This is a genomic window from Streptomyces sp. NPDC031670 (assembly GCF_055580545.1).
In genome coordinates this window covers 708139-732323 of record NZ_JBVILC010000001.1, presented here as the reverse complement: position 1 = coordinate 732323, position 24185 = coordinate 708139, and the positions used below count along the sequence as shown (strand labels likewise).

Genomic DNA, 24185 nt, shown 5'->3' with positions numbered 1-24185 from the left:
GCGGCAGCCCAATCCATCACGCCACTTCCAGCGGTGGGGTGCTCAGCAACGCCCTGATCTCCCGAACGGCCGCGCGACCGGCGCGATTCGCCCCGATCGTGGACGCGGAAGGTCCATAGCCGACGAGATGCACCCGCTCGTCCCTGACGGCGCGAGTGCCCTCGATCTGTATGCCGCCACCGGGCGTACGCAGCTTCAGCGGCGCCAGATGGTCGATCACGGGCCGAAATCCGGTGGCCCAGAGGATGACGTCCGCGTCCACGGTCCGCCCGTCGTCCCACGCCACCCCGCCCGGCGTGATCCGGTCGAACATCGGCAGCCGCTCCAGCACACCGCTCTCGCGCGCCGCGCGGATCGCGTCGTTGAGCGGCAGTCCCGTCACCGACACCACGCTCCGCGGCGCCAGTCCCTGCCGTACGCGCTCCTCGACCATCGCGACCGCGGCCCGCCCCCACTCCTCGGTGAACGGGCCCTCCCGGAAGACGGGCGGGCGGCGGGTCACCCAGGTCGTGGCGGCGGCGTAGTCGGCGATCTCCATCAGATGCTGGGTGCCGGAGGCGCCACCGCCCACCACGACCACCCGCTGACCCGCGAACTCCTCCGGTCCCGGATAGTTCGCGGTGTGCAGCTGACGCCCCCGGAAGGTCTCCTGGCCCGGGTAGCGGGGCCAGAACGGCCGGTCCCAGGTGCCGGTGGCGTTGATCAGGGCCCGGGCGGCGTACCGGCCCTCGGACGTCTCGACGCGCAGCCGCCCGCCCTCGCCCTCCCGTACGGCGCTCACGTCCACCGGCCGGTGCACCCGCAGTCCGAAGGCGTCCTCGTAGTCGGCGAAGTACCGCGCGATCACCGCGGAGGAGGGGCGGTCGGGGTCCGCGCCGGTCAGCTCCATCCCGGGCAGCGCGTGCATCCCGTGCACCTTGCCGTACGTCAGCGAGGGCCAGCGGAACTGCCAGGCGCCGCCCGGCCGGGGGGCGTGGTCGAGGACCACGAAGTCGCGGTCCGGCTCCAGACCGGCCCGCCGCAGGTGGTAGGCGCCGGACAGACCCGCCTGCCCGGCGCCGATGACCACCACGTCCACGTCCCGCGCCTCGAAGTCGTTCACGGTTCTGCCAACCAAGCGGGGTGCGGGGATCTTCCCCGGGGCCACGCCGTGTCCCGCCGGATGCGTGTTCTCGCCCCAAGGGGCGCGAGGATGGGGCCATGTCCGTCTTCACCACGCGCGTTCTGCGCCTCACCACAGGCACGTCCGAGACCGTCACCGATCTGACCCGGGAGTGCGAGAGCTTCCTCCGCGAGGCCGCCGGCGGCGGCGACGGCCTCCTGAACGTCTTCGTGCCGCACGCCACGGCCGGGATCGCCGTCCTGGAGACCGGCGCGGGCAGCGACGACGACCTGCTGGCCGCGCTGCACACGCTCCTTCCGGCCGACGACCGCTGGCAGCACCGGCACGGCAGCCCCGGCCACGGCCGCGACCATGTGCTGCCCGCGCTGGTGCCGCCGCACGCCACGCTGCCCGTCGTCGCCGGGCGGCTGGAGCTGGGGACCTGGCAGTCGGTGTGCCTGGTCGACACGAACAAGGACAACCCGGACCGGCAGGTGCGGCTCAGCTTCCTCGGTTAGGGCCGCCGCGCTGGGCGCGCGCCCCCGGCGCCCCCGCCCGCAGTCCGTCCATCACCAGGTCGAGGAGGCGGCCGGCGCGGGCCTGCCAGTCGCTGTGCGGATCGATCTGCCAGAGGCCGGCGATGGCGAGCATGAAGTCGTCGGGGGTCACGCCCGGGCGGATGGTCCCCGCCTCCTCGTTCGCGTCGAGGAGCAGCGTGACCGCCGCGGTCATCGGACCGTGGCCGAGTCCGGCCAGTGTGCCGCGCGCGGTGGCCTTGCGCATCGCGTCGGCGAGGCCCGCCTTGGCCATCGCGTACTGGGCGAGACGGTCCATCCACTCGCGCAGGGCCCGGTCCGGAGCACGGGTCAGCAGGAGCTGGGCCGCGGTCTCGGCGACCTGCTGCACCTCGTACCGGTAGACCTCCAGGACCAGTGCCTCGCGGTGGGGGAAGTGCCGGTAGAACGTCCCCTGCCCGACCCCCGCCTTCTTGGCGATCGCGCTCAGCGGGGCGTCGGCCGAGCGGGTCAGCTCGGCGAGCGCCACCTCCAGGATGCGCTCGCGGTTGCGCTGCGCGTCCGAGCGCAACGGCGTGTCTCGGCCCACCGGGGTCCCCTTCTTCTGTCGCACCCGTCCTCCCTCCGCGTGCGCGGGCGCCGGGCGGACGATCCCAGCGGATTCGGCTCTTGTTAAACGGACAGGTGTCCGTTAGGTTCGGAGGCTAACGGACACCTGTCCGTTTAGGTCCACCATAGCGGCAGACACGGCCGGAGTGGACGGCCGGCGCACGCCCGACCGGCCTCTCGCCCGCCGGGCCCCGCGGATTCCCGATGGACGGCGCTTCGCCTCAACCACGCGAGAGAAGGCTGCTCATGACCCCATCGACGTCCAGCGCCATCACCCTCCACATCAACGGCGAGAAGTACCCCCTGCCCGTCGACCACCGCACCACGCTGCTCGACGCCCTGCGGGAGCGCCTCGACCTGACCGGCACCAAGAAGGGCTGCGACCAGGGGCAGTGCGGGGCGTGCACCGTCCTGGTGGACGGACGCCGTGCCCTTGCCTGCCTCCAGCTCGCGGTGGCCGCCGAAGGGCGCGAGATCACCACCATCGAGGGCCTGGCGGACGGCGACCGGCTCCATCCCGTACAGCAGGCCTTCCTCGACCTCGACGGCTACCAGTGCGGCTACTGCACCCCCGGGCAGATCTGCTCGGCCATCGCCGTGATCGAGGAGCACGCGGCGGGATGGCCCAGCGCGGTGACCGCCGATCTGCGGCCCGAAGCCGGGCCCGGGGAGCTGACCGCCGAGGAGATCCGCGAGCGTATGAGCGGCAACCTGTGCCGGTGCGGTGCCTATGTGTCGATCGTCGAAGCGGTGGCGCGGGCCGCCGGGGCCACCCGGGGCGGGGCGACCGGGACGGAGGCGGTGGCATGAGGGAGTTCGCCTACCGGCGCGCGGCCGACGTTCCGGGCGCGGTGGCGCTGCTCGGCACCGACGCCGAGGCGCGTTTCCTCGGCGGCGGCACCAACCTCGTCGACCTGATGAAGTCCGGCGTGGAGCGGCCCGCGCTCCTCGTCGACGTGACGGGACTGCCCCTCGACCGGATCGAGACCACCGAGGACGGCGGGCTGCGCATCGGCGCGACCGTCACCAACAGCGACCTCGCTGCCCACCCCGAAGTACGGCTCCGCTATCCGGCGTTGGCGCAGGCGGTCCTCGCCGGCGCCTCGGGCCAGCTGCGCAACATGGCCACCGTGGGCGGCAACCTCCTCCAGCGCACCCGGTGCGGCTACTTCACCGACCTGGCCGCCCCCTGCAACAAGCGCGCCCCCGGCAGCGGCTGCTCCGCCGTCGAGGGCGAGCACCACAACCACGCGATCCTCGGCGCCTCCGCGCACTGCGTGGCCGTGCACCCCTCCGACATGGGAGTGGCGCTCGCCGCCTTCGACGCGGTCGTCTGCTACGAAACGGCCGACGGGCCCGGCGAGTTGCCGCTGGAGGCGTTCTATCTGCCGGTCGGTGACACCCCGCACCGGGAGACCGCGCTGCCGCCGGGTGCGTTGATCACGGCGGTGACACTGCCGCCGTCGCCCGTCGCCGCCCTCTCGCGCTACCGCAAGGTGCGCGAGCGCGCCTCGTACGCCTTCGCGATCGGCTCGATCGCCGCCGCCCTCGACCTGCGCGAAGGCCTCGTCCACGACGTGCGCCTGGCGTTGGGGGCCGTGGCGTCCCGGCCGTGGCGGGCCCGTACCGCCGAGCGCGCGCTGACCGGGGGACCCGCGGACGCCGCCGCCTTCGCCTCGGCGGCCGACGCGGAGCTCGCGGCGGCGCGGGCGCTGCCCCACAACGCATACAAGGTGACGCTCACACGCAATCTCGTCGTGGCCGCGCTCACCGAACTCGCCGAGGAGGCCGCCCGATGACCACGACCACAGGACCCGCCCGGGTCACCGGCGCCGTCGGCACCGCCCACACCCGGGTGGAGGGCCGCGCCAAGGTCACCGGTGCGGCCCGCTACGCCGGCGAGATCCCCTTCGCCGACCTCGCCCACGGCTGGCTGGTGGTGTCCACCGTCGCGCGCGGCAGTGTCCGTTCCGTGGAGACCGGCCCGGTCCTCGCCATGCCGGGCGTCCTGGCCGTGCTGCACCACGGCAACGCGCCGCGCGTCGACGCCGACTACGTGGGCCTGCTGGGGCGGCCCGACCCGATCGTCGGCCTCTTCCAGAGCGACCGGGTGCCCTGTGCCGGCTGGCCGGTGGCGCTGGTCGTCGCCGAGACCTCCGAACAGGCCCGGGAGGCCGCCGAGGCACTGGTCGTCCGGTACGAGACGGAGCCGCACGACGTCGCGTTCCTCCCGGACGGGCCCGGCGTCTACACCCCGGAGCCGCGCGAGACGATGGAGACGGACAAGGGGGACCTGGAGCGGGAACTCGCCGCGTCCGCCGTCGTCGTGGACGCGCGCTACACCACGCCGGAGGAGCACCACCACCCGATGGAGCCGCACGCGGCCACCGTCCGCTGGGACGGCGGCCGGCTGGAGGTGTACGACTCCAACCAGGGCAGCAAATGGGTGGCCGACGAGCTCGCCAAGCTGTTCTCGCTCGACCCCGCCTCCGTACGGGTGCTGTCCGAGCACATCGGCGGCGGCTTCGGCTCCAAGGGCCTGCGCCCCCACCAGGTGGCCGCCGCGATGGCGGCGACCGTACTCCAGCGCCCGGTCCGCGTCGTCCTGACCCGGCGTCAGATGTTCTCGCTCATCGGCTACCGCAGCCCCACCGCCCACCGCGTCCGGCTCGGTGCCGACGCCGACGGACGGCTGCGCGCCTTCGGGCACGAGGCGCGGAACGCCACCTCGACCGTCCACGAGTTCGTCGAGGCGAGCGCCGCGTTCGGCCGGGTGATGTACGACGCCGACGCGCACCGCACCGCCAACCGGCTCGTCCGGCTGGACGTGCCGACGCCGACCTGGATGCGCGCGCCGGGCGAGGCGCCCGGCTCGTTCGCGGTGGAGTCCGCGCTCGACGAGCTCGCCGAGCGGTGCGGCATCGATCCCATCGCCCTGCGGGCCCGCAACGAACCCGCCGTCGGGCCCGTCTCCGGGCTGCCGTTCGCCGGCCGCGGTCTGCTCGCCTGCTTCGAGGAGGGCGCCCGGCGGTTCGGCTGGGCGGGGCGCGACCCGCGCCCCGGAGTGCGCCGCGAAGGGCGCTGGCTCCTGGGCACCGGCACCGCGGCGGCCACCTTCCCGGCGGGCGCCCGCCCCTCCACCGCGGCCGTGACGGCCGAGGCGGACGGCACCTTCACGGTACGGATCAGCGCGGCCGACATCGGCACGGGCGCCCGCACCGCGCTGACGCTGATCGCGGCGGACGCGCTGGAGACCGAGCCCGGCCGGGTCCGGGTCCGGATCGGGGACAGCGACTTCGGGCCCGCGATGGTGGCCGGCGGCTCGGCGGGCACCCGCTCCTGGGCCTGGGCGATCATGGCCGCCGCGGCCGGACTGCGCGAGCAACTGGCGCTCGGCGGCGACCTCCCGCCCGAGGGCCTCACGGTCCGCTCGGACACCTCCGCCGCGATCGCCGCGCTGCCCGAGAAGGAACGTCACTCCTACGGGGCGCAGTTCGCCGAGGTCGCCGTGGACCCCGCCACCGGCGAGGTCCGGGTCCGGCGGATGCTCGGGATCTTCGCCGCCGGCCGGATCGTCAACCCGCTCACCGCACGCGGCCAGTTGACCGGGGGGATGATCTGGGGCATCTCCATGGCGCTGCACGAGGAGGCGGTCCGCGACCGGGCCTCGGGCGCCCATGTCGGGCCGGACCTCGCCGGCTACCACTTCGCGGCGCACGCCGATGTCCCGCGGATCGAGGCGGACTGGGTGGACGACCCGGACGCGGACGACCCGGTGGGGATCAAGGGCATCGGGGAGATCGGGATCGTGGGGGCCGCGGCGGCGGTCGCCAACGCCGTCTGGCACGCGACCGGCGTCCGCCACCGCGATCTGCCCATCCGCCCCGGCCGGGTCCTCGCGGCCGGCGCCGGACCGGACGGGAGCCGGGGTGCTTGACCTGGCCGGGGAGCTGGACCGGTGGGCGCGGGAGGGCCGGGACTTCGCCGTGGCCACGGTGGTGGCCGTGGGCGGCAGCGCGCCGCGCGGCCCCGGCGCCGCGCTCGCCGTGGACGGTGACGGCACCGCCATCGGGTCGGTCTCCGGCGGCTGTGTGGAGGCGGCGGTCTACGACCTGTGCGTCCAGGCCCTCCAGGACGGCGAGGCCGTGCGCGAGCGGTTCGGCTACAGCGACGAGGACGCCTTCGCGGTCGGGCTGACCTGCGGCGGGGTCGTGGACGTCCTGGTCACGCCGGTGCGCGCGGACGCGCCGGACCGGGCGGTGGCCGAGGCCGCGCTCGCCGCCGCCGCCCGGCGCGGGACCGCGGCCCTCGCACGGGTGGCCGCGGGTCCGCCCGGACGACTGGGCCGGGCCCTGTTCGTCCGCCCCGACGGATCGTACGAAGGGAGCCTCGGCGGGCTTCCCGGCCTCGACCGCGCCGCGGCGGCCGAGGCGCGCGCCCTGCTGGACGCGGGGCGCACCGGGGAGTTCGCCCTGACGGAGACGGGGGAGCGGTGCGGGGCGGACGGGCTCACCGTGTTCGTCGAGTCGAGCGTGCCACCGCCGCGCATGATCGTGTTCGGTGCCGTGGACTTCGCCGCCGCCCTGGTGCGGGCGGGCACGTTCCTCGGCTACCGCGTCACCGTCTGCGACGCGCGCCCCGTCTTCGCCACCCGGGAGCGCTTCCCGGAGGCCGACGAGGTGGTGGTGGACTGGCCGCACCGGTATCTGCGCGGGACCCGGACCGACGGGCGCACGGTGGTGTGCGTGCTGACCCACGACGCCAAGTTCGACGTCCCCCTGCTGGAGACGGCGCTGCGGCTGCCCCTCGCCTTCGTCGGGGCGATGGGCTCGCGCCGCACCCACGAGGACCGCGACCGCCGACTGCGCGAGATCGGTCTCACGGAGCGCGAACGGGCCCGGCTGCGCTCGCCGATCGGCCTCGACCTCGGCGCCCGGACCCCCGAGGAGACCGCGCTGTCGATCGCGGCCGAGATCGTCGCCGCGCGGCGGGGCGGCACCGGAGTCCCCCTCACGGGATCGCCCGCACCCATTCACCATGACCCGGACGAAAGGGGCACCGGCGCTTTTCCGCCCCACCCGTCCGAAGGGAACTCACGGAAATCCTGTCCGAGTTGAGCGTATGGCATCATGGCCGCATTGTCCGCGGGGATCAGGGGCCCTGCATCACGGGCTGGTTGAATCAGTGAGGGTCAATTCCGTGCTGCCTGACTCAGCGTTACCGTCAGCGGAGGACCGTCGGCGCAGGCGCCGTCTGAAAAAGGTCCGTCATACCTGTGAGGCGCTGCTCGCGCAGTGGGGCATGGAGCACGGTTGCGGCATCGAGGAACTCCACCGCTATCTCAGTGCGCAGAACCGGCGGCCGATCCATCTCATTCCGATGCCGTTCCCCGAACGCCATCTCTTCGGCCTTTGGCTGAAAATGGACGACTTCGATGTCATCGCTTACGAGAAGGCCGCATCGCAGTCACACAAAGAACACATCATCGCCCATGAGCTGGCGCATATCGCCTTCCAGCACCGGGGCTCGGTGAATTTCGACCGGACCGACGCGGGGCGGCTGTTCTCGGATGTGGAGCCGGGAGTGGTCCAGAGCATGCTGATGCGTTCGCGCTACAGCGACGACGAGGAGCAGGAGGCCGAGACGATGGCCTCGCTGATCCTGGCCCGGGCCACCAAGCGATGGCTCGAACCCGCCTGGGGCGTCCCGGACGAGGCCGCCGAGGTCGTCGCCCGGATCGAGAGCGGTGTGGGAAAGCCGGACAACGGATGACTGGCAACGGGTGACTGGCAACGGATGAACACTGTCTACGGATTGCTGGCGTGGACCTGCGCCCTCGGCGGCCTCGCGGCGTTCGCCTACCGGCTGCCGGATCTCCTGCGCAGAAAGCACGACACCGCCCTGTGGGCACTGTGCACCTACTTCCTCTGTTCCGGTATCAGCTTCCTGGTCGACCTGGACGCCCTGCGGGTGCACATCTCGGCCCTCTTCGGGCGCCCCAACGTCACCTCGCTCATCGTGCAGGTGGCGGTCGTCGTGCTCACCGCGGCGCAGCAGGTCGTCCTGGTGTACTGGTCGTGTCCGCCCGAGGAGGCCCGGCTCAGGGCCCGGCGCCGGGTGCTGTTCTTCGGTGTCGCGCTCGCTGTGCTGGTGGCCGCGTCCATCGCCGTCGGCCCCGTGACGAAATCGACGACGGCCACCTCGACGATCCTGCTCAGCATCCAGCACGGCGAATACGCGCTGTACATGTCGTTCTATCTGGTGCTCTGTGCCATCGGCCAGTTCGAGACGGTCCGGCTCTCCCTGCGGTTCACCACGATGGCCAACCGGCAGTGGCTCAAGGTCGGCATGCGGACGGTGACGCTCGGCGCGAGCCTGATCCTGGTCTACTGCGTCACCCGGGGCATCCAGATCGCCGGCACCCGGATGCACTTCGACGGCTCCGCCCTCGACCCCGTGCAGTGGTCGTGCGGCAGCGTCGGTGCCCTGCTCCAGATCACCGGCTGGACCATCCCGTCCTGGGGCATCCACATCACCCGCGCGCTCGGCTGGCTGCGCAGCTACCGCTCGTATCTGCGGCTGCGACCGCTGTGGTGGGCGCTCTACCAGGCGTCGCCGGACATCGCGCTCGACCCGCCCCGCTCCTGGCCGCGCGATCTCATCCCGCCCCGCGACCTGCACTACAGCCTCTACCGGCGCGTCATCGAGATCCGCGACGGCCAGCTGACCCTGCGCACCTCGCTCTCCCTCGCCGAGTTCGCGCGCGAGGCGCGCTCACTCGACCTGCCCGAGGACCCCACCTCCCCGCTGGGCGAGGCGCTCCAGGTACGGGCCGTGCTGAGCCGTCCGCCCGAGGAGCGGGCCGAGCGGGCCGACGCGTCCGACATCCCCGCCCGGCCGCCGTACGAGGACTTCCGCGACGAGGTGGAGTGGCTGACCGAGGTCGCCTCGTCCTTCACCGCCCTCGCCCAGCGCCGCCCCCGGCGCGCCGAGGCCCGGGTCACCTCATGAGCGGGCGAACGGACCGGGCCTCCTCGGCCCGCGTGCGGGCGTGCGCGGGGCGGGGCGGGACCCGCCGCCCCGAGGGGACCCACGAGGACCCGGCCGCCCTGGTCCCGGTGGCCCTCGGCGCGATCAAGGACCTGGTCGCCCTCGACGCCTCGCGCGGCGCGACGGCCGCCGTGCCGGCCGTGCGCGGACTGCTGCGCCGTATCCCGCAGCTGTCGGCCCACCCGGCCCGGACGGGCGTCCGCGACCGGGATCTGCTCGCCGCCCTGGCCGAGTTGAGCGAGGTGATCGGCTGGATCCTCTTCGACGCGGGCCACTACCGGCGGGCCCGCCGGACGAACGCGCGCGCCCTCGCCCTCGCGGAGCTCTGCGGCGACCGGGGCACGGCCCGGCTGACGCTCCTCAACCACAGCATGCTGGAGGCCCACACCGGCCGTCCGCGGGCCGCGTTGGAGACGGCCACGCGGGTGGCCGGGCCCCGGCCGCTGCCCGCCCTGGTGGACAGTCTCGTCCTGGTCCGCCGGGCGCACGCGACCGCCATGCTGGGCGGCGACCGGGAGGCCGTGGCCCTCGTCTCCCGCGCCCGCGACCGGTTCCTCGACGGCGGCTCCCCGAACGACCCGCCCTGGGCGTGGTGGATCGACCGGGCCGAACTCCTCGGCCACGAGGGCTGGGTGCTGTCCCGGCTGGGCGCCTGGCGCCGGGCCGTCCCCCTGCTGTACGAGGCGACCACCGCGCCCGGCCCCTCCTACCGCCATCTGTTCACCGCGGAGCTCCTGGCGGCGCTGGCCGGGGCGCGGGCCTGGGGCGAGGCGGAGGCGCTGATCGCGGAGCTCGCGCCCCGGGCCGGCGGGATCGGCTCCGTACGCACCACCGAGCGGCTCGGGGCCACGGCGGGCCGGCTGCTGGCGAGCCCCGGCGCCCCGCCGAACCTGCGGGACGCGGCGGCCTTCCTGCGGGAGTCGCTGCCCGGCCGGTCCGGCGGCCCGGACACCCCGGTCCCCCGGAACGCTCCCGTCTGAGAACGGCCCCGTTCCGAGCACAGCCCGTTCCGTGAACCATCCGTTCGGGAACGGCCCCACCATCCGTCGACAGACAGGACCCGCATGCTGCACATTCGGATCTCCACGCCCGCCGCCGCCGCTCTGGTGGCGATCGCCCTCCTCTTCGCCACCGGGGGACCGGTGTCCGAGGTCGCCTACGGCACGGCTCCTCCCGCCACCGCCACCGCGACCGCGCAGAGCGCCGCCGAAGGGCCCGGCAGTCCGCACATCGCCACGCACCTCTACTTCGGCACGGGCCGCCACCAGGGCAAACCGCCCATCACCGACGCCGAGTTCATGAAGTTCGTCGCCGACGTGGTCACCCCGCGCTTCCCCTCCGGCCTCACCCTCCAGGAGGGCCGTGGCCAGTGGCGCGACAAGGACGGCGACATCAACCGCGAGCGCAGTTACGAGCTGACGGTGCTGTATCCCGTCGCCGAGGCCCGCGCCCATGACCGCGACATCGAGTACATCCGGCACCTGTACTGCGCCCTGTACGAGCTGGAGTCCGTGGGCCGCGCCGACGTCCGCGCGCAGGCCAGCTTCTGAGGGACCCGGGCAGGGACCCCGGCCCGGACTACCGCAACTGCCGCCGCACCAGCTCGTGGAGCCGTCCGCCCGTGTCCGCCAGGAGCTCGGCGGGCGGCCCCTCCTGCACCACGCGCCCCTCGGACATCACGATCACGCGGTCGGCGTCCAGCACCGTGGAGAGCCGGTGGGCGATCACCACACGGGTGGCGTCCAGGGCGCGGGTGCTCTCGATGACGACCCGCTGGGTCTCGTTGTCGAGCGCGCTGGTCGCCTCGTCGAAGAAGAGGACGCGCGGGCGCCGCACCAGCGCCTGGGCGATCATCAGCCGCTGGCGCTGGCCGCCGGAGACCGCGCCGCCGTCCGCGATCATCGTGTGCAGCCCCATGGGCATCCGCTTGATGTCCTCGGCGAGCCCCGCCATGGCGACGGCCTCCCACACCTCCTCCAGGGTGAACGCCTCCGCGCCGCAGACGCACTCCAGGATCGACCCGCTGAGCGGCTGGGCGTTCTGCAGGACCACACCGCACTGGCGGCGCACGGCCGCCCGGTCGAGCGCGGCGAGGTCCTGCCCGTCGTACAGGACGCTGCCCGCCACCGGCCGGTCGAAGCCGATCAGCAGCCGCAGCAGGGTCGACTTGCCGCAGCCGCTGGGGCCGACGATCGCGACGAACTCGCCGGGCCTCACCTTCAGGGACACGTCGTCCAGGACCAGCGGGCCGTCGTCGGTGTAGCGGAAGGACAGGCCCCGGGCCTCGATCTCCCCGGACAGCGCGCCGGGCTGGGCGCCGCAGCCGCGGACCTCGGGTGCCTCGTCGAGTACCGGCTTGATCTGCTCGAACATCGGCAGCACGGCAGCCGCCGACAGGAACGCCCCGGTGAGCTGGGTGACCGAGGTGAGCACCATGGTCACGGAGGTGCTGAACGTCAGGAAGGCGCCGGCCGACAGCGCCCCCCGGGCCGGTCCCGCGAGCAGCATGAACATCACCAGCGAACACAGCGGCAGATAGACGGCGTTGAGCACGGTCGTCAGGTTCTTGACGCGGTCCGCGCGCTGCTGGAGCTCCCGGCTGCGGGCGAACTCCCGCGCCCAGGCCCCGTACGCGAAGCTCTCCGCCGCCGCGACCCGCAGCTTGGGCAGTCCGCGCAGGGTCTGGAACGCCTGGTTGTTGAGTTTGTTGCCCAGCTCGACCAGCCGGCGCTGCCAGCGCAGCTCCCAGACGCCGAGGGCGAGGAAGACCGCCGCGATCACGGCGAGCATCCCGAGCGCCGTCAGGGCGAGCGGAACGCTGAAGCAGAGCAGCAGCACCAGGTTCACCACCCCGACCGTGCCGGCCTGGACGACGACCGGGGTCAGTCCCGACAGCACCCGGCGGATCGCGCTCACCCCCATCGCCGCGCTCGCCAGCTCACCGGTGGAGCGCTCGGTGAAGAACCGTGTCGGCAGCCTCAGCAGCCGGTCCCAGACAGCGGGTTGGAGGGTGCTCTCGATCCGCCCCTCCATCCGCAGCAGGGTCAGGTTCTGCATCAGGGAGAAGGCAGCCGCGACCACCCCGCTGACGATGATCGCCAGTGAGACCTGGGCGATCAGTGAGGTCTGGGCCCCCGGTACGTACACCCCGAGCACCTGGCCGGTGGCCAGCGGCACCAGGGCGCCGAGGCCCACCGTGACCAGCCCGGCGACGACCAGGTTGCGCAGGTCGGCGCGGGTGCCGCGCAGCCCGAACCGCAGCAGCCCCCACTTGCCCAGCGGTGTCTCGGGCAGCGGCCGGTAGAACATGACGGCCCGCTCCTCGAACTCCCCGGCGTTGGCCGCGCCGACCCGGGTGCGCCGGCCCGTCGCCGGGTTCACCGCCTCGTATCCGCCGCGCCGCCACAGCAGGGCGACCGGCGTTCCGCTCGCCGCCCTGCGGCCGACCAGCGGGCCCGCGTTCTCGCGCCACCAGCTACCGTCCAGCCGGACCGGACGGCTGCGGACCCGGGAGGCGACCGCCACCCGCTCGACGGGGTCGATCCGCTCGCTCACCGCGCCCCCGAGGGAGGGTTCGGTGAGGGTGATCCCGGCCGCGCGGGCGACGAGCGAGCACACCGCGTACGTGGCGTCGTCGCCCGCCCCGGCCGTCCGCGAGGGCGTCCTGCCGGGGCGGCCGATGGAGGTCACCAGGGCCCGGTCGGCCTCCTCGCGGACGGCCTCGCCCGCCTTGATGCCGGCCGCCGTGCGGTCCTCGTGCGCCCGTTCCATACGTTCGATCCAGCGGTCCAGGGCGGACAGCAGCCGATGCTGGCGGTTGACCATGCCCTGCCACAACGCCCCGTCGACCAGCAGGTCCCCGGCCGCCTCGGCGCTGAACGCGGCGCCGTACTGGACGCTCCCGGGGGAGACCGGCAGCCACAGGACGTCGTCATCGGCCACCGGCTCCTCAAGGGTGGTCCGGCCGTCCAGCGGAGCCTCGAACAGCACGCGCTGGCCGCGCCCGACGCCGAGCGAGAAGGCGTGCTCCAGGAGGCTGAGGGCGCTGTCCCCGGTGTCATAGCTGCTGCCGTAGCCGCCCTCGTACGCCATCGCGTCCGCGTACGCGCCGCGGTACAGCTCCCGCAGTGGGATCCGGCGCAGCACGCACGCGCGCAGCGGCCGGCCCACCAGGGTGTGCTGCGGGCCCTCGACCGGGCCCAGCAGGAGCGTGCCGGGTTCGAGGCGGCCCAGGAAGTGCCAGTGGCCCCGCGCCGCCGCGTCCACCGCGAACAGGTCCAGGGCGCCGCCCACGACCAGCCACAGCACCTGCGGGCCCGCCAGGGAGAAGCCCTGCGGCCCGGTGCAGTCGATCTCCTGGCCGAGGCCGCCGAACGCCGCGAGGACGGGGTCGTGCGCGGGGTCGTCGTGGGCGGCGCCGGCGAGGCCGTTCACGGAGGTCACCTCAGTGCTCCCTGACCAGCTCGGCGTAGGGGCCGCCCGCCGCGAGCAGCTCCTCGTGGCGTCCGCGCTCGACGACCGACCCGTGGTCGAGGACCACGATCTCGTCGCTGTCGCGGACCGTGCTCAGCCGGTGGGCGATCACCACGCAGGCGCAGCCGCGCCGGCGCAGGTTGTCGATGATGATCTGCTCGGTCTCGGCGTCCAGGGCGCTGGTCACCTCGTCGAGCACCAGGACGCTGGGGCGGCGCACCAGCGCGCGGGCGATCTCCAGGCGCTGGCGCTGCCCGCCGGAGAAGTTGCGGCCGTCCTGCTCGACCCGGCCGTGGATCCCGCCGGGCCGACGGGCGACGACGTCGTGGAGCGCCGCGTCGCGCAGGGCGGCGACGACCGCCTCGTCCGGGATCGAGGGGTCCCACAGTGCCACGTTGTCCCGTACGGTCCCCTCGAAGAGGAAGACGTCCTGGTCGACGAAGGACACCGAGGCGGCGAGCGCGCTGCGGGGGATGTCCTCCAGGCGCTGTCCGTCGATACGGATGGTGCCCTCCCAGGGGGTGTAGAGCCCCGAGACCAGCCTGGACACCGTGGACTTGCCGCTGCCGGAACCCCCGACCAGGGCGACCTGCTGTCCGGGCCCCACCGAGAGCGAGAAGCCGGAGAGCAGCGGAGCGTCCAGCGGGCTGTAGCCGAAGGTGATGTCCTCCAGCGCGACATGGCCCCGCAGCCTGCGGGTGCGGTCGGCCGGCTCGTCACGTGTGTACAGCGCGTCCACCGGGAAGTTCTCCACGTCCTTGAGCCGGGCCACGTCGGCCGCGAAGTCCTGGATGCGGCCCGCCACCGAGTTCAGCCGGGTGACCGGCGCCGTGAACCGTGTGACCAGCGCCTGGAACGCCACCAGCAGTCCCACCGACAGATGCCCCTCGACCGCCCGCAGCCCGCCGATCCACAGGATGAGCGCGCTGTTGAGCGTGGCGAGCAGCGGGGCGACGATCCCCAGCCACGCGCTCGGCACCCCCAGCCGCTGCTGCTCCTCCAGTGTGGTCGCGTGCTGCCCCGCCCAGCGGCGGAAGTAGCCGTCCTCGCCGCCCGTCGCCTTCATCGTCTCGATCAACTGGAGCCCGGTGTACGAGGTGTTGGTCAGCCGGGCGCTGTCGGCCCGCAACTTCTGCGTACGGGTGGCCCGCAGTCGTACCACCACACGCATCGCGACCACGTTGAGCAGCGCGATGCCCACGCCGATGACGGTGAGCTGCGGGTCGTAGGTCCACAGCAGGAAGGCGTAGAGGAGCACCACGACGCCGTCGACGGCCGCCGCGGTCAGGTCGCGGGCCAGGGTCTCGGCGACCGCGTCGTTGGACTGGAGCCGCTGGACGAGGTCGGCGGGGCTGCGCTGGGCGAAGAAGGTGACCGGCAGCCGCAGCAGGTGCCGGAAGAAGCGGGCGCCGCCGAGCGTCGAGGAGATCATCCGCCCGCGCAGCAGATTGGCCTGCTGGAGCCAGGTCAGCGCGGCGGTGAGCGCCACCGCCGCGCCCATGGCGGCGAACACCGTGCCGAGCAGCGAGGTCTGCTCGCCGATGAGGAAGGTGTCGATGTACGTACGGCTCAGCGCGGGCAGCGTCGCGCCGACCGCCACCAGCAGCAGACTGGCGAGCAGGGCGACCAGCATGGTGCCGGTGGTGCCGCGCAGCCGCGCCGGCAGCGCGCCCAGCACCCCGGGCCTGCGACCGCCGCGCCGGAACCCGGCACCGGGTTCGAGGACGAGGACGACGCCGGTGAAGCTGGTGTCGAAGTCCTCGGCGGGCACGAACCGGCGGCCCTTGTCGGGGTCGTTGATGTACACACCGCGCCGACCGAAGCGACGGCCCATGCCGTCGTAGACGACGTAGTGGTTGAACTCCCAGAACAGGATGGCCGGGGCCGGTACCTCCGCCAGCGCGGCGGGCTCCATCTGCATGCCCTTGGCCGTGAGGCCGTAACCGCGGGCGGCCTTGAGGACGTTGCTGGCCCGCGAGCCGTCGCGGGAGACGCCGCAGGCGATGCGCAGCTCCTCCAGCGGCACATGGCGGCCGTGGTGGGCGAGCACCATCGCCAGCGAGGCGGCGCCGCACTCCAGGGCCTCCATCTGGAGGACGGTGGGGCTGCGCACGGTCCTCGCCCGCTTCGCCTTCGGCGCCGGCCGGGCCCGGCGCCTGCCCGCCGGGGCGCTCTCGGGGCGGTGGCGGCCACGGCCGGGCGGCGGGAGCTGCGGGGGCGCGGGGGAGGCGGGTGGTGCGGTCACGGGAGGAGCCAATCGAGGGGACGCTGGTCGGCCAGGTGGACGGAGCCGATGGCCAAGGTCATGGAGTCGACCGGGTACGGCGGGCCCTGGGCCGAGGACCAGCGGTAGCCCGACTTCGTGGCGGCCGAGCGGTCGAGCTCCACCAGGACGGCGACCGGTCTGCCCGCGCGGGAGAACTCCTCGCCGAGCTGGGCGTCGCCGAGGAAGGCGGCGATGCGCTGCCGGGTCTGGGCGCCGCGGCCGACGGCCGCCACCCTGCCCCGCAGCACGCCGTACCGACGGCTGGGCACGGACTCTACGGTGAGGTCCACCGAGGCACCGACCCGTACCGAGGCGCCGCCCGCGCCCGGTACGTACAGCATCGCCATCAGCGGATCACCGGCGCCGCCGGTCCGCTCGACGCTCGCCACGTCCGCCCCGGTGGTGACGACCGCGCCGACGGCGGTCCTGAGCGTGGTGAGCCGGCCCGCCTCGACGGCGCGGACGGTGCGGTCGCCGCGCTCGGTGCGGACCTTGAGCAGCGGTGCCCCGGCCGCGAGGTCCTGGCCCTCCTTGGCGAGCACACCGGTGACCTGTCCGGCCACGGGGCTCTGCAGGACGTAACTGCCCCGGGCGTGGGTGAGGATGCCGGGCGCGCCGAGGGTGGAGGAGACGGAGCCGGTGACCGCCCAGAAGCAGGCGGCGGCCATGACGGCCACGGTGACCGCGAGGACGAGCAGGCCCTGCGGGCGCGCGAAACGCACCGGCAGGTCGAGTTCCTCCGGTGACTGGAGCTTGGTGAGGGCCTGTTGACGGAATTGCACGGAACGCTGCCCCTGCCTGGGGGACGCACGCGGGGAGCCCCGGAACCGAGCGGGTTCCGGGGCTCGCGCGCCGTCTCAGAGACCGGCGACGAGGCCGGAGGCCAGGCCGGTGACCGGGGCGGTGTTCACGCCGGTGGTCGAGTGGACCAGACCCGTGACCGAGCCCACGATGCCCGAGACCGGGAGGAGCGAGTCGGCGGTGCCGGTCACGTTGCCGAGCGCGGTGCCGACGAGGCCGCCGGACACGTTGTCGAGGTCGGCGTCGGAGATCTCGCGGGTCTCGACCTGGGGGGTGTAGTTCATGGGGTAACTGCCCTTCGTATTGGGGGGAATGGTGTGGGGGGAATCCCTGCGGCAAGGGCCCTCGGGGGGCCGCTCCGCATGGGCCAGGATCAAAGCACGACGACGCGGGCCCCAGCCAATCCCACCGTGCCTGACCAGGCCTTGTCCTGCGGTGAACGGCTTTCTCGTGCACATCCGTCGAGGAATCGGTGGCAGCTTCTTCACGAGCTTCACTTCATGAATTCCGTTTGGCCGGGCTCCCTTTCTCGCAAGTGGGACACTCCGGCCTTTTCGGCCGCCGGGCCGCCGGGGGCGGACAGTCCCCCGGCGGTCCGGCGTGACTGGTTCGGGCATGCGGTGTGCAGGTTTTCGGAAGGTGAGGTTCCGGAGTGGAGTAACAAAATCAGCGCCCTTGCAGCGCCTTCACATTGCTGCCGAACGTCCAGCCCTTCGAGCCGTCCCAGTTGACCGACCAGGTCATCAGGCCCTTGAGCGCGCCGCCGTAGCGGTTCCATGCCAGGGCGACCAGGTTCGGTGACATGTAGCCGCCCCCGGCGCCCGGTTGCGCGGGCAGACCCGGGACCTGCTTGTCGTAGGGGACCCTGACGGTGGTGCCCTGGACGGTGAGGCCCCTGTCGAGGCAGTCGGTCTGGGCGGTGAAGCCCTGGACGGTGCCGGCCGCGTAGGAGTCGCCGGAGCAGCCGTACATATTGCCGTTGTAGTACTGCATGTTGAGCCACCACAGCCGGCCGTTGTCCGCGTACTTCTTCACGATGGGCAGATACGCGCCCCAGATCGACCCGTACGTGACACTGCCGCCCGTCACATAGGCCGTCTCCGGCGCCATCGTGAGCCCGAAGTTCGACGGCATCCGGGCGAGGACGCCGTCGATGACGCGGATCAGGTTCGCCTGGGAGGGGGAGAGCCGGCCGATGTTCCCGCTGCCCACCAGGCCGGTCTCGATGTCGATGTCGATGCCGTCGAAGTTGTAGGTCTTGAGGATGGGCACGATCGTCTCGACGAACCGGTCGGCGACCGCGCCGGAGTTGAGGTCGATCCCGGCCGTCGCCCCGCCGATGGACAGCAGGATCGTCTGCCCGGCCGCCTTGGCCGCGCACATCTCCGCCGGCGTCGCGACCTTCACGGTCGCGTCCATCCCGTCCTCCCAGAGCGCCGTGCCGTCGGAGCGGATGACCGGAAAGGCCGCGTCGAGCACGTTGTAACCGTGCGCGGCGATACGGGAGTCGATGACCGGGGTCCAGCCGAACGGCGGATGGACGCCGTTGGCGGAGCCGTCCCAGTTCTCCCAGTAGCCCTGGAGCACCTTGCCCGCGGGCTTCGACTTGACCGCGCAGGTGTCGCCCCGGGGCGCGGCGGGCGTGGCGGCGGCGGGCAGCTGTGCGGCGAGCGCCAGCATCAGGGCCGCTCCCGCGAGACGTGACATCCGACCGAGCATGGGGGTACCTCCTGGGCTGTGGGGAACCTGGAGACGTACGGGTCCGGTTGCGGTACGGGGTCCGGCTGCGCCACACCGTAAAGTGGTCCAGACCTTCCGTCAATAGGTCTGGACCAAGCAGGAACGGGTACTTCCCCTGGTCCCGTCGGCGCATCCGGGTGGCGGGCGGTGCGGGTGCCGCGTACCGATGGCACGGTGACCCGTCCTCCCGGCCCGCGGTGGGCCGACCTCCCCCCGGCCGCCGGCGCCGTCGTCATGGCGACCGGCATCATCTCCGTCGGCCTGCACCTCGTCGGCCACGAGACGCTCTCCCTCGCCTGGCTCGCGACGGCCGGAGCGGTCTGGCTGGTCCTCGCCGTGGACTTCGCGGTCCGCTTCCTGCGCGACCGCCCGCGCTGGCGCGCGGAGGCAGACACCCCGCCCGCGCTGACGGCCGTCGCCGCCACGGCCGTGCTCGGCACCCGGCTCTCGGTGCTGGGGCGCCAGACCCTCGCCCTCACCCTGCTCGCCCTGGCCGCCGCGCTCTGGCCCGTACTGCTCTGCTCCGTCCTGCGCCACTGGAGACGAAGAATGCCCGGGGGCGCGTTCCTGGTCTGCGTCGCAACCCAGGGCCTGGCCGTCCTCGCGGCCACGCTGGCGGCGGCGGGCCAGGGCGACTGGCTGGGCCGGGCGGCGCTCGTCCTCTTCTGCCTCGGGGTGCTGCTCTACGCGCAAGCCCTCCTCCGGTTCGACTTCCGCCAGGTGTGGACCGGGGCGGGCGACCAGTGGATCGCGGGCGGCGCGTTGGCGATCTCGGCGCTGGCCTGCGCGAAGCTCACCGCGTCCCCTCTGTGGACCGGCGGCGCCCACCACGCCCTGCGCGACTCCGCGCTGGTCCTGCTCGGCCTCTGTCTCGCCTGGTACGCCATCCTGCTGGCGGCCGAGGTGGTCAGACCCCGGCCGCACTACGACGTACGGCGCTGGGCGACCGTCTTCCCGCTCGGCATGGCCGCCGCGGCCACCCTCGCCACCGGCGCCTCCGCGCACGTGAGGGGGCTGCGCACACTGGGCGAGGTGCTGCTGTGGGTCGCGGTGGCGGCCTGGGTGCTGACGCTCGCCGGGTTCCTGAGGACCCGGGCGGCGCCCGGAGCGCGCGCCAAAGCCGCGCCGCGCGCCTCTCCCGACCGTGTCACCCGCGAAGGGCCTACTCCACGGCGGTGACGGCCGTCAGCAGCACCGCCGAGTCCTCCAGGGCGAGCAGGCCGTGGCGCTCCCGGGGGAGCTCGCAGAGCTCGCCGGTGCGGAGCTCCTTGTTGCCGCTGTTCGACGTCAGCCGCACATGGCCGCGCAGCACCTGGAGGCTGGCCGCGAGCGGCGCGTTGTGCTCGTCGAGTTCGGAGTCCGAGGCCAGCGCGATGACGCTCTGCCGCAGCGGGCCGTCGTGCGCGACGAGCTGGGCGCTGCGGCCGTGCGAGGCCACGCGCGCCAGGGCCAGGTGCTCCTCGGTGAGTGCTGTGAGGTCCTGCATGGACCGGTCCCCTTCCTCAGCCGGACGGCCGTGCTCCGATCGGGTGGCGTCGCCTTCAAGCCTTCCGGCTCCCCGGCGGTACGCAACTCGGGGCCGGGACGGCACGGCGGAGCGCGCTCCGCCGCCTACGGCGCTCCGGCGGCCCGCCCCACCGACTCCACCAGCGGCAGCAGCCGGTGCGGCACCCGCTCGCGCAGGGCCACCTCGGTGCGGGTGCGCACCACGCCCGGGAGCCGGATCAGGCGCTGGATGACGTCTTCGAGATGACCGGCGTCGCGGGCCACGACCCGGGTCAGCAGATCGCCGCCGCCGGTGATCGAGAACGCCTCGACGATCTCCGGCACGGCCGCGAGCGCGTCCCCCACCTCGTCGAGATGGCCCTGGGTGACCTCGACGTGGACGAAGGCGAGCACCGGGTGGCCGAGGGCCGCGGGGGACAGGGACGGACCCGTCCCGGTGATCACGCCGTCCCGCTCCAGCCGGTCCAGACGCGCCTGGAGCGTGCCGCGCGCGATGCCGAGCAGCCGTGCGTACTCGCGCACGCTGGTGCGGGGCCGCTCGATGAGGAGCCGCAGGATCCGGGTGTCGAGCGCGTCCACCGCCATGGTCCGTCGGTCCCTTCCTGGTGCTGCCGTACGCGATTCAACCGTACCAATGGCCCAGTCGGAACCGGACGGCGTGCCGCCGCGCATGGCGGGCGTCCCGGCGGGTACGTCGATGGACGAGTGGGACGTAAGTGACGTGAGAGCGAGGGGTGTCGGACGTGATCCGAAAGCTGCAGGCGGTCGCGCTGGACTGTGCCGATCCGGTACGGCTGGCGGAGTTCTACGCGGAGCTGCTCGGCGGCCGGGTGGTCGCGGACCCGGACGACTCCGACTGGGTCGAGGTGCACGGCTTCGAGGGCACCAAGCTGGCCTTCCAGCGGGTGGACGGCTACCGGGCGCCCCAGTGGCCCGGCCAGGAGCACCCGCAGCAGGTCCATCTGGACTTCGACGTGGACGACCTCGAAGGGGAGGAGCAGCGGGCGCTGGCGCTGGGCGCGACCGTGCTGGAGCGCACGGACCAGCTCCAGGAGGCCAACTGGCGTGTCTACGCGGACCCGGCGGGCCATCCGTTCTGCCTCTGCGTGCACTGAGGAAGGCTGGACCGATGGACCTGCCTGGACGCGGAAGAGGGTGAAAGGGCGTACCAATGGCACAGTCGGGCGAGGTCCACTTGAGCCATTGGGCCCGGCAGTGATCTCATGGACGGGTCGATGGCGCTGCGGGTCTCCGCAGCGCCTTTCTCATGTCGTCCCGGGAGAGGAGCAGCAGGTCCGTGTTGAAGAGGGTGTTCGTGGCTCCGGACCCGGGGCGGATGCGGCTGCGCAACGCGACCCGGGCCGTCGTGGGCATCGGTCTGGCGGTGGCGGTGTGCGGCCTGGCCGGCCACTCGCTCGTCGCGGCCATCACCGGCGGCCTCGCGGCCCTGCTGGCACTCTTCACGGTCACGGACCCCACCGTGCGCGGCCAGGCGGTCACCACCGCCCTGCTGCCGGTGGCCGGTCTGCCGGTCTTCGCCCTGGCCGCCGAGCTGCACGCCCACCCCCTGGCCCGGGACCTCGCCTTCCTCGCGGTCGTGGGCGCCGGCGTCTACGCCCGGCGCTGGGGACCGCGCGGCCACTCCCTCGGCGTGTTCGCCTTCATGGCGTTCTTCATCACGCAGTTCCTGCACACGGTCCCGGGCCAACTGCCCGAGCTGTACGCGGCCGTCCTCCTGTCCGTGCTGACGGCGGCGGCCGTAAGGTTCGGCGCGTGGTGCTACGAGCGGCGCCTTCCGCCGCCGCCCCTGGTGTCGGCGCCCGCCCCGGGCAGGGGCCTGCGCCGGGCGACCACCCGGCAGGCGGTGCAGGCCATGACCGGAGCCGCCTTCGCGCTGGCGATCGGGCAACTGCTCTCGCAGGAGCGCTGGTACTGGGCGGTCGGCGCCACCTGGTGGATCTTCGTGAACACGACGTCCCGGGGCGAGACGCTGGTGCGCGGCTTCCGGCGGGTCCTGGGCACCGTCATCGGCATCGTCTGCGGGGTGGCGGTCGCGATCCCGCTGCACGGCGAGCCGGTGCCCTCCGCGGTGCTGATCGCGGTGTGCGTGTTCGGGATCTTCTACACGGCCCCCGTGTCGTACACGTGGATGATGCTCGCCGTCACCGTCATGGCCAGCCTGCTCTACGGGCTGCTGGGCGTCCTGAACACCGACCTGCTCGCCCTGCGGCTCTTCGAGACGGGCGTGGGCCTGGCCGGGTCCGCCCTGGCCGTCCTGCTCGTCCTGCCGGTCACCACGCACACCACCACGGACTCCTGGGTGCGGCACGCCCTGCACAGCGTGCGCGCCTCCGCCGCCGCGGCTGCGGCCCGCCTCGCCGGGGAGGACGCCGACCCGACGCCGCACATCACCGAGCTGGAGCACACCCTCGCCAGGGTCCGGCTGTCGCTGGCCCCCCTGGTCCACCCGCTCAACCCCCGGCGCGCGCGGAAGGCCAGGGCCCGGCAGATCCTGGGCTACCTCGACGACTGCGCCCGGGAGGCCCGCAACCTGGCCCTGGTGGCCGCCGACGCCGAGGCCTCCCACGACCAGCGGCTCGCCGCCGCCTGCGAGCGGGTGGAAGCCGCCGTGGCCGCGCTGGTCGCCACCCCGGCCACGGAGGCGGTCTCCGCCCGTCCGCCGGCCGTCGAGCACAGGACCGCCGCCGTGGAGCATCCGGCCCTCGCCCACCTGCACGAACTGGAGCGGGTCCTGGTCAGCCTGGGCAGGCCCCTCCAGGCCGCCCCGGGGTCCCCGCTGGCCGACGCCTGACCCACGGCCGTCACGGGCCGCCCGGCCCCGGGGCGTCGCGGGCGGTTGGTCTAGACCGCCTGCTACGGTCGCCGCAGTCGGCGCCGGGCCCAGCCCCGGCGCACAGTCGCGCGAGAGGGGTGGCACGGTGGCCGAGAGCAGCGCCGGGCGGGCATTCATCGGGTCGTTCACCACGTCGGGGGGCCGGGGCGTGACCGTCGCCGCCGTGGACGCCCTGACGGGCGCGCTCACCCCCGTGGGCGCCACGGACGCCCTTCCCGACCCCTCGTTCCTCGCCCTCTCGGCCGACGCCACCGTGCTGTACGCGGTGGGCGAGAGCGAGCACGGCACCGCCGCCGCCTTCGACGTACGGGGCGACAGCCCGGTCCTGCTGGGCCGGCCGGTGCCGGTGGACGGCGCCGGCCCGACCCACCTCGCCCTCGCCGCCGGCCACCTGGTGACCGCCAACTACACCTCCGGCAGCGTCACCACGCTCCCGGTCCGCCGCGACGGCCGCCCGGGCCCCGCCGCGTACGTCCTTCAGCACCACGGCTCCGGCCCCCACCCCGAGCGCCAGACCGGCCCGCACGCCCACCAGGTGCTGCCCGACCCCAGCGGGCGCTGGCTGCTGAGCGTCGACCTCGGCACCGACTCGGTGGAGGTCTGCGCCCTCGACCCGGCCGACGGCGTGCTGCGCCCGCACGGCACGACCGCGCTGCGCCCCGGCAGCGGCCCCCGCCATCTGGCCTTCCACCCCGACGGCCGCCACGCGTACGTCCTCAACGAGCTGGAGCCCACGCTCGTCGTCTGCCGCTGGGACGCCGCCGAGGGCGTCCTGGAGCCGCTGGGGGAGACCCGGGTGATCCATGACGGCGTGACGGACGAAACGTTCCCCTCCGAGGTCGTCGTCGCCCGCGACGGACGGTTCCTCTGGGTCGCCAACCGGGGCCACGACTCGATCGCGACCCTCGCCCTCGACCCGGACGGCGAACACGCCGTCCTGGTGGCCACCGTGGACTGCGGCGGGCGCTGGCCGCGCCATCTGGCCCTCGGCCCCTCGGGCCGCCGTCTGTACGCGGCCAACGAGCGCTCCGGCGACGTCAGCTGGTTCGACCTCTACGAGGAGAGCGGCATCCCGCGCCTGGCCGGCTCGGTGCCCGCCCCCGCGGCCTCGTGCGTCGTCTTCGGCTGAGCCCCCGGGGGACACTTCCCCCATGGACGCGGGAGGGGGGGGAAACCGGGAGGGGGGGGGGGGTCTTTCTTTCCCCCCTCAACCCAGGCCACGAGGGGACCCGATGGGGATTGGAAAAAAGCAGGGCGGGGAAAGAAGGT

Annotated in this window: 22 protein-coding genes; 13 read left to right on the top strand and 9 right to left on the bottom strand. The window is 73.6% G+C overall.

Going from position 1 to position 24185, the window contains the following annotated elements; translation table 11 throughout:
• Positions 1-16 precede the first annotated feature (16 nt).
• The gene (locus tag ACZ5ID_RS03305) at positions 17-1102 is read right to left on the bottom strand and encodes an NAD(P)-binding domain-containing protein (protein ID WP_468892921.1); all 1086 of its coding nucleotides are present in this window, start codon (positions 1100-1102) and stop codon (positions 17-19) included.
• 98 nt (positions 1103-1200) lie between these two features.
• Between ACZ5ID_RS03305 and ACZ5ID_RS03300 the strand changes: the two genes are divergently transcribed.
• Positions 1201-1620: a secondary thiamine-phosphate synthase enzyme YjbQ gene (locus ACZ5ID_RS03300; RefSeq protein WP_468892920.1), complete on the top strand. Its 420-nt coding sequence runs from the start codon at positions 1201-1203 to the stop codon at positions 1618-1620.
• On the opposite strand, the gene ACZ5ID_RS03295 is transcribed toward ACZ5ID_RS03300, so the two are convergent.
• Positions 1604-2230 carry a TetR/AcrR family transcriptional regulator gene (locus tag ACZ5ID_RS03295; protein WP_468892919.1) on the bottom strand — a complete coding sequence of 209 codons (627 nt, stop codon included), beginning with the start codon at positions 2228-2230 and terminating at the stop codon, positions 1604-1606. The two genes, ACZ5ID_RS03300 and ACZ5ID_RS03295, sit on opposite strands and share 17 nt — an antisense overlap.
• Positions 2231-2472: 242 nt before the next feature.
• On the opposite strand from ACZ5ID_RS03295, the gene ACZ5ID_RS03290 reads away from it, so the two are divergent.
• From ACZ5ID_RS03290 to ACZ5ID_RS03255, 8 genes are all read left to right on the top strand, one after another.
• Positions 2473-3036, top strand: a complete 564-nt coding sequence (locus ACZ5ID_RS03290) for a (2Fe-2S)-binding protein (protein WP_468892917.1) — start codon at positions 2473-2475, stop codon at positions 3034-3036.
• Positions 3033-4025, top strand: a complete 993-nt coding sequence (locus ACZ5ID_RS03285; protein ID WP_468892915.1) for an FAD binding domain-containing protein — start codon at positions 3033-3035, stop codon at positions 4023-4025. Before ACZ5ID_RS03290 ends, ACZ5ID_RS03285 begins: the two co-directional genes overlap by 4 nt.
• Positions 4022-6163 (top strand): xanthine dehydrogenase family protein molybdopterin-binding subunit, encoded by a 2142-nt coding sequence (locus ACZ5ID_RS03280; RefSeq protein ID WP_468892914.1) that lies wholly within the window; start codon positions 4022-4024, stop codon positions 6161-6163. Before ACZ5ID_RS03285 ends, ACZ5ID_RS03280 begins: the two co-directional genes overlap by 4 nt.
• Complete coding sequence (locus tag ACZ5ID_RS03275; RefSeq protein WP_468892912.1) at positions 6156-7343, top strand: XdhC family protein; 1188 nt, start codon at positions 6156-6158, stop codon at positions 7341-7343. Before ACZ5ID_RS03280 ends, ACZ5ID_RS03275 begins: the two co-directional genes overlap by 8 nt.
• 82 nt (positions 7344-7425) lie before the next feature.
• The gene (locus ACZ5ID_RS03270; RefSeq protein WP_406552862.1) at positions 7426-7998 is read left to right on the top strand and encodes a M48 family metalloprotease; all 573 of its coding nucleotides are present in this window, start codon (positions 7426-7428) and stop codon (positions 7996-7998) included.
• Between the two features lie 24 nt (positions 7999-8022).
• Complete coding sequence (locus tag ACZ5ID_RS03265) at positions 8023-9237, top strand: MAB_1171c family putative transporter (RefSeq protein WP_468892911.1); 1215 nt, start codon at positions 8023-8025, stop codon at positions 9235-9237.
• Positions 9234-10256, top strand: a complete 1023-nt coding sequence (locus ACZ5ID_RS03260) for a DNA-binding protein (RefSeq protein WP_468892909.1) — start codon at positions 9234-9236, stop codon at positions 10254-10256. The genes ACZ5ID_RS03265 and ACZ5ID_RS03260 overlap by 4 nt, the downstream gene beginning before the upstream one ends.
• Positions 10257-10340: 84 nt before the next feature.
• Positions 10341-10826, top strand: a complete 486-nt coding sequence (locus ACZ5ID_RS03255) for a DUF3574 domain-containing protein (RefSeq protein ID WP_468892908.1) — start codon at positions 10341-10343, stop codon at positions 10824-10826.
• Between the two features lie 28 nt (positions 10827-10854).
• On the opposite strand, the gene ACZ5ID_RS03250 is transcribed toward ACZ5ID_RS03255, so the two are convergent.
• The 5 genes from ACZ5ID_RS03250 to ACZ5ID_RS03230 all read right to left on the bottom strand — a co-directional run bounded on the left by ACZ5ID_RS03250 (position 10855) and on the right by ACZ5ID_RS03230 (position 18535).
• Positions 10855-13719: an NHLP bacteriocin export ABC transporter permease/ATPase subunit gene (locus ACZ5ID_RS03250; protein ID WP_468892906.1), complete on the bottom strand. Its 2865-nt coding sequence runs from the start codon at positions 13717-13719 to the stop codon at positions 10855-10857.
• A 1-nt stretch (position 13720) separates the two neighbouring features.
• Entirely contained in the window at positions 13721-15994 is a 2274-nt protein-coding gene (locus ACZ5ID_RS03245) for an NHLP family bacteriocin export ABC transporter peptidase/permease/ATPase subunit (RefSeq protein ID WP_468892905.1), read from the bottom strand.
• Positions 15991-16797 carry a hypothetical protein gene (locus tag ACZ5ID_RS03240; protein WP_468892903.1) on the bottom strand — a complete coding sequence of 269 codons (807 nt, stop codon included), beginning with the start codon at positions 16795-16797 and terminating at the stop codon, positions 15991-15993. The genes ACZ5ID_RS03245 and ACZ5ID_RS03240 overlap by 4 nt, the downstream gene beginning before the upstream one ends.
• A gap of 75 nt (positions 16798-16872) precedes the next feature.
• Complete coding sequence (locus ACZ5ID_RS03235; RefSeq protein WP_468892901.1) at positions 16873-17100, bottom strand: type A2 lantipeptide; 228 nt, start codon at positions 17098-17100, stop codon at positions 16873-16875.
• Positions 17101-17482: 382 nt separating this feature from the next.
• Positions 17483-18535 carry a chitinase gene (locus tag ACZ5ID_RS03230; protein ID WP_468892900.1) on the bottom strand — a complete coding sequence of 351 codons (1053 nt, stop codon included), beginning with the start codon at positions 18533-18535 and terminating at the stop codon, positions 17483-17485.
• Positions 18536-18730: 195 nt separating this feature from the next.
• On the opposite strand from ACZ5ID_RS03230, the gene ACZ5ID_RS03225 reads away from it, so the two are divergent.
• On the top strand, positions 18731-19735 hold the full coding sequence (locus ACZ5ID_RS03225; protein ID WP_468892898.1) for a tellurite resistance/C4-dicarboxylate transporter family protein: 1005 nt from the start codon (positions 18731-18733) through the stop codon (positions 19733-19735).
• On the opposite strand, the gene ACZ5ID_RS03220 is transcribed toward ACZ5ID_RS03225, so the two are convergent.
• Together ACZ5ID_RS03220 and ACZ5ID_RS03215 are read right to left on the bottom strand one after the other, a co-directional pair.
• Positions 19719-20042: a cupin domain-containing protein gene (locus tag ACZ5ID_RS03220; protein ID WP_406555318.1), complete on the bottom strand. Its 324-nt coding sequence runs from the start codon at positions 20040-20042 to the stop codon at positions 19719-19721. The genes ACZ5ID_RS03225 and ACZ5ID_RS03220 overlap by 17 nt on opposite strands.
• A gap of 125 nt (positions 20043-20167) precedes the next feature.
• A complete protein-coding gene (locus ACZ5ID_RS03215) occupies positions 20168-20647 on the bottom strand; it encodes an Lrp/AsnC family transcriptional regulator (protein ID WP_468892897.1) in 480 nt (159 codons plus the stop codon).
• Positions 20648-20805: 158 nt separating this feature from the next.
• On the opposite strand from ACZ5ID_RS03215, the gene ACZ5ID_RS03210 reads away from it, so the two are divergent.
• The 3 genes from ACZ5ID_RS03210 to ACZ5ID_RS03200 all read left to right on the top strand — a co-directional run bounded on the left by ACZ5ID_RS03210 (position 20806) and on the right by ACZ5ID_RS03200 (position 24045).
• Positions 20806-21177, top strand: coding sequence for a VOC family protein (locus ACZ5ID_RS03210; RefSeq protein WP_468892895.1), 372 nt, complete (start codon positions 20806-20808; stop codon positions 21175-21177).
• 182 nt (positions 21178-21359) lie between these two features.
• A complete protein-coding gene (locus ACZ5ID_RS03205; RefSeq protein WP_468892894.1) occupies positions 21360-22874 on the top strand; it encodes an FUSC family protein in 1515 nt (504 codons plus the stop codon).
• Positions 22875-23001: 127 nt separating this feature from the next.
• A complete protein-coding gene (locus ACZ5ID_RS03200; protein WP_468892893.1) occupies positions 23002-24045 on the top strand; it encodes a lactonase family protein in 1044 nt (347 codons plus the stop codon).
• Positions 24046-24185: the final 140 nt, after the last annotated feature.

Coding starts and splice junctions, on each gene's coding strand:
- ACZ5ID_RS03300 (WP_468892920.1), top strand. CDS start 1,201: ATGTCCGTCTTCACCACGCGCGTTCTGCGCCTCACCACAGGCACGTCC.
- ACZ5ID_RS03290 (WP_468892917.1), top strand. CDS start 2,473: ATGACCCCATCGACGTCCAGCGCCATCACCCTCCACATCAACGGCGAG.
- ACZ5ID_RS03285 (WP_468892915.1), top strand. CDS start 3,033: ATGAGGGAGTTCGCCTACCGGCGCGCGGCCGACGTTCCGGGCGCGGTG.
- ACZ5ID_RS03280 (WP_468892914.1), top strand. CDS start 4,022: ATGACCACGACCACAGGACCCGCCCGGGTCACCGGCGCCGTCGGCACC.
- ACZ5ID_RS03265 (WP_468892911.1), top strand. CDS start 8,023: ATGAACACTGTCTACGGATTGCTGGCGTGGACCTGCGCCCTCGGCGGC.
- ACZ5ID_RS03260 (WP_468892909.1), top strand. CDS start 9,234: ATGAGCGGGCGAACGGACCGGGCCTCCTCGGCCCGCGTGCGGGCGTGC.
- ACZ5ID_RS03255 (WP_468892908.1), top strand. CDS start 10,341: ATGCTGCACATTCGGATCTCCACGCCCGCCGCCGCCGCTCTGGTGGCG.
- ACZ5ID_RS03235 (WP_468892901.1), bottom strand. CDS start 17,100: ATGAACTACACCCCCCAGGTCGAGACCCGCGAGATCTCCGACGCCGAC.
- ACZ5ID_RS03230 (WP_468892900.1), bottom strand. CDS start 18,535: ATGCTCGGTCGGATGTCACGTCTCGCGGGAGCGGCCCTGATGCTGGCG.
- ACZ5ID_RS03220 (WP_406555318.1), bottom strand. CDS start 20,042: ATGCAGGACCTCACAGCACTCACCGAGGAGCACCTGGCCCTGGCGCGC.
- ACZ5ID_RS03215 (WP_468892897.1), bottom strand. CDS start 20,647: ATGGCGGTGGACGCGCTCGACACCCGGATCCTGCGGCTCCTCATCGAG.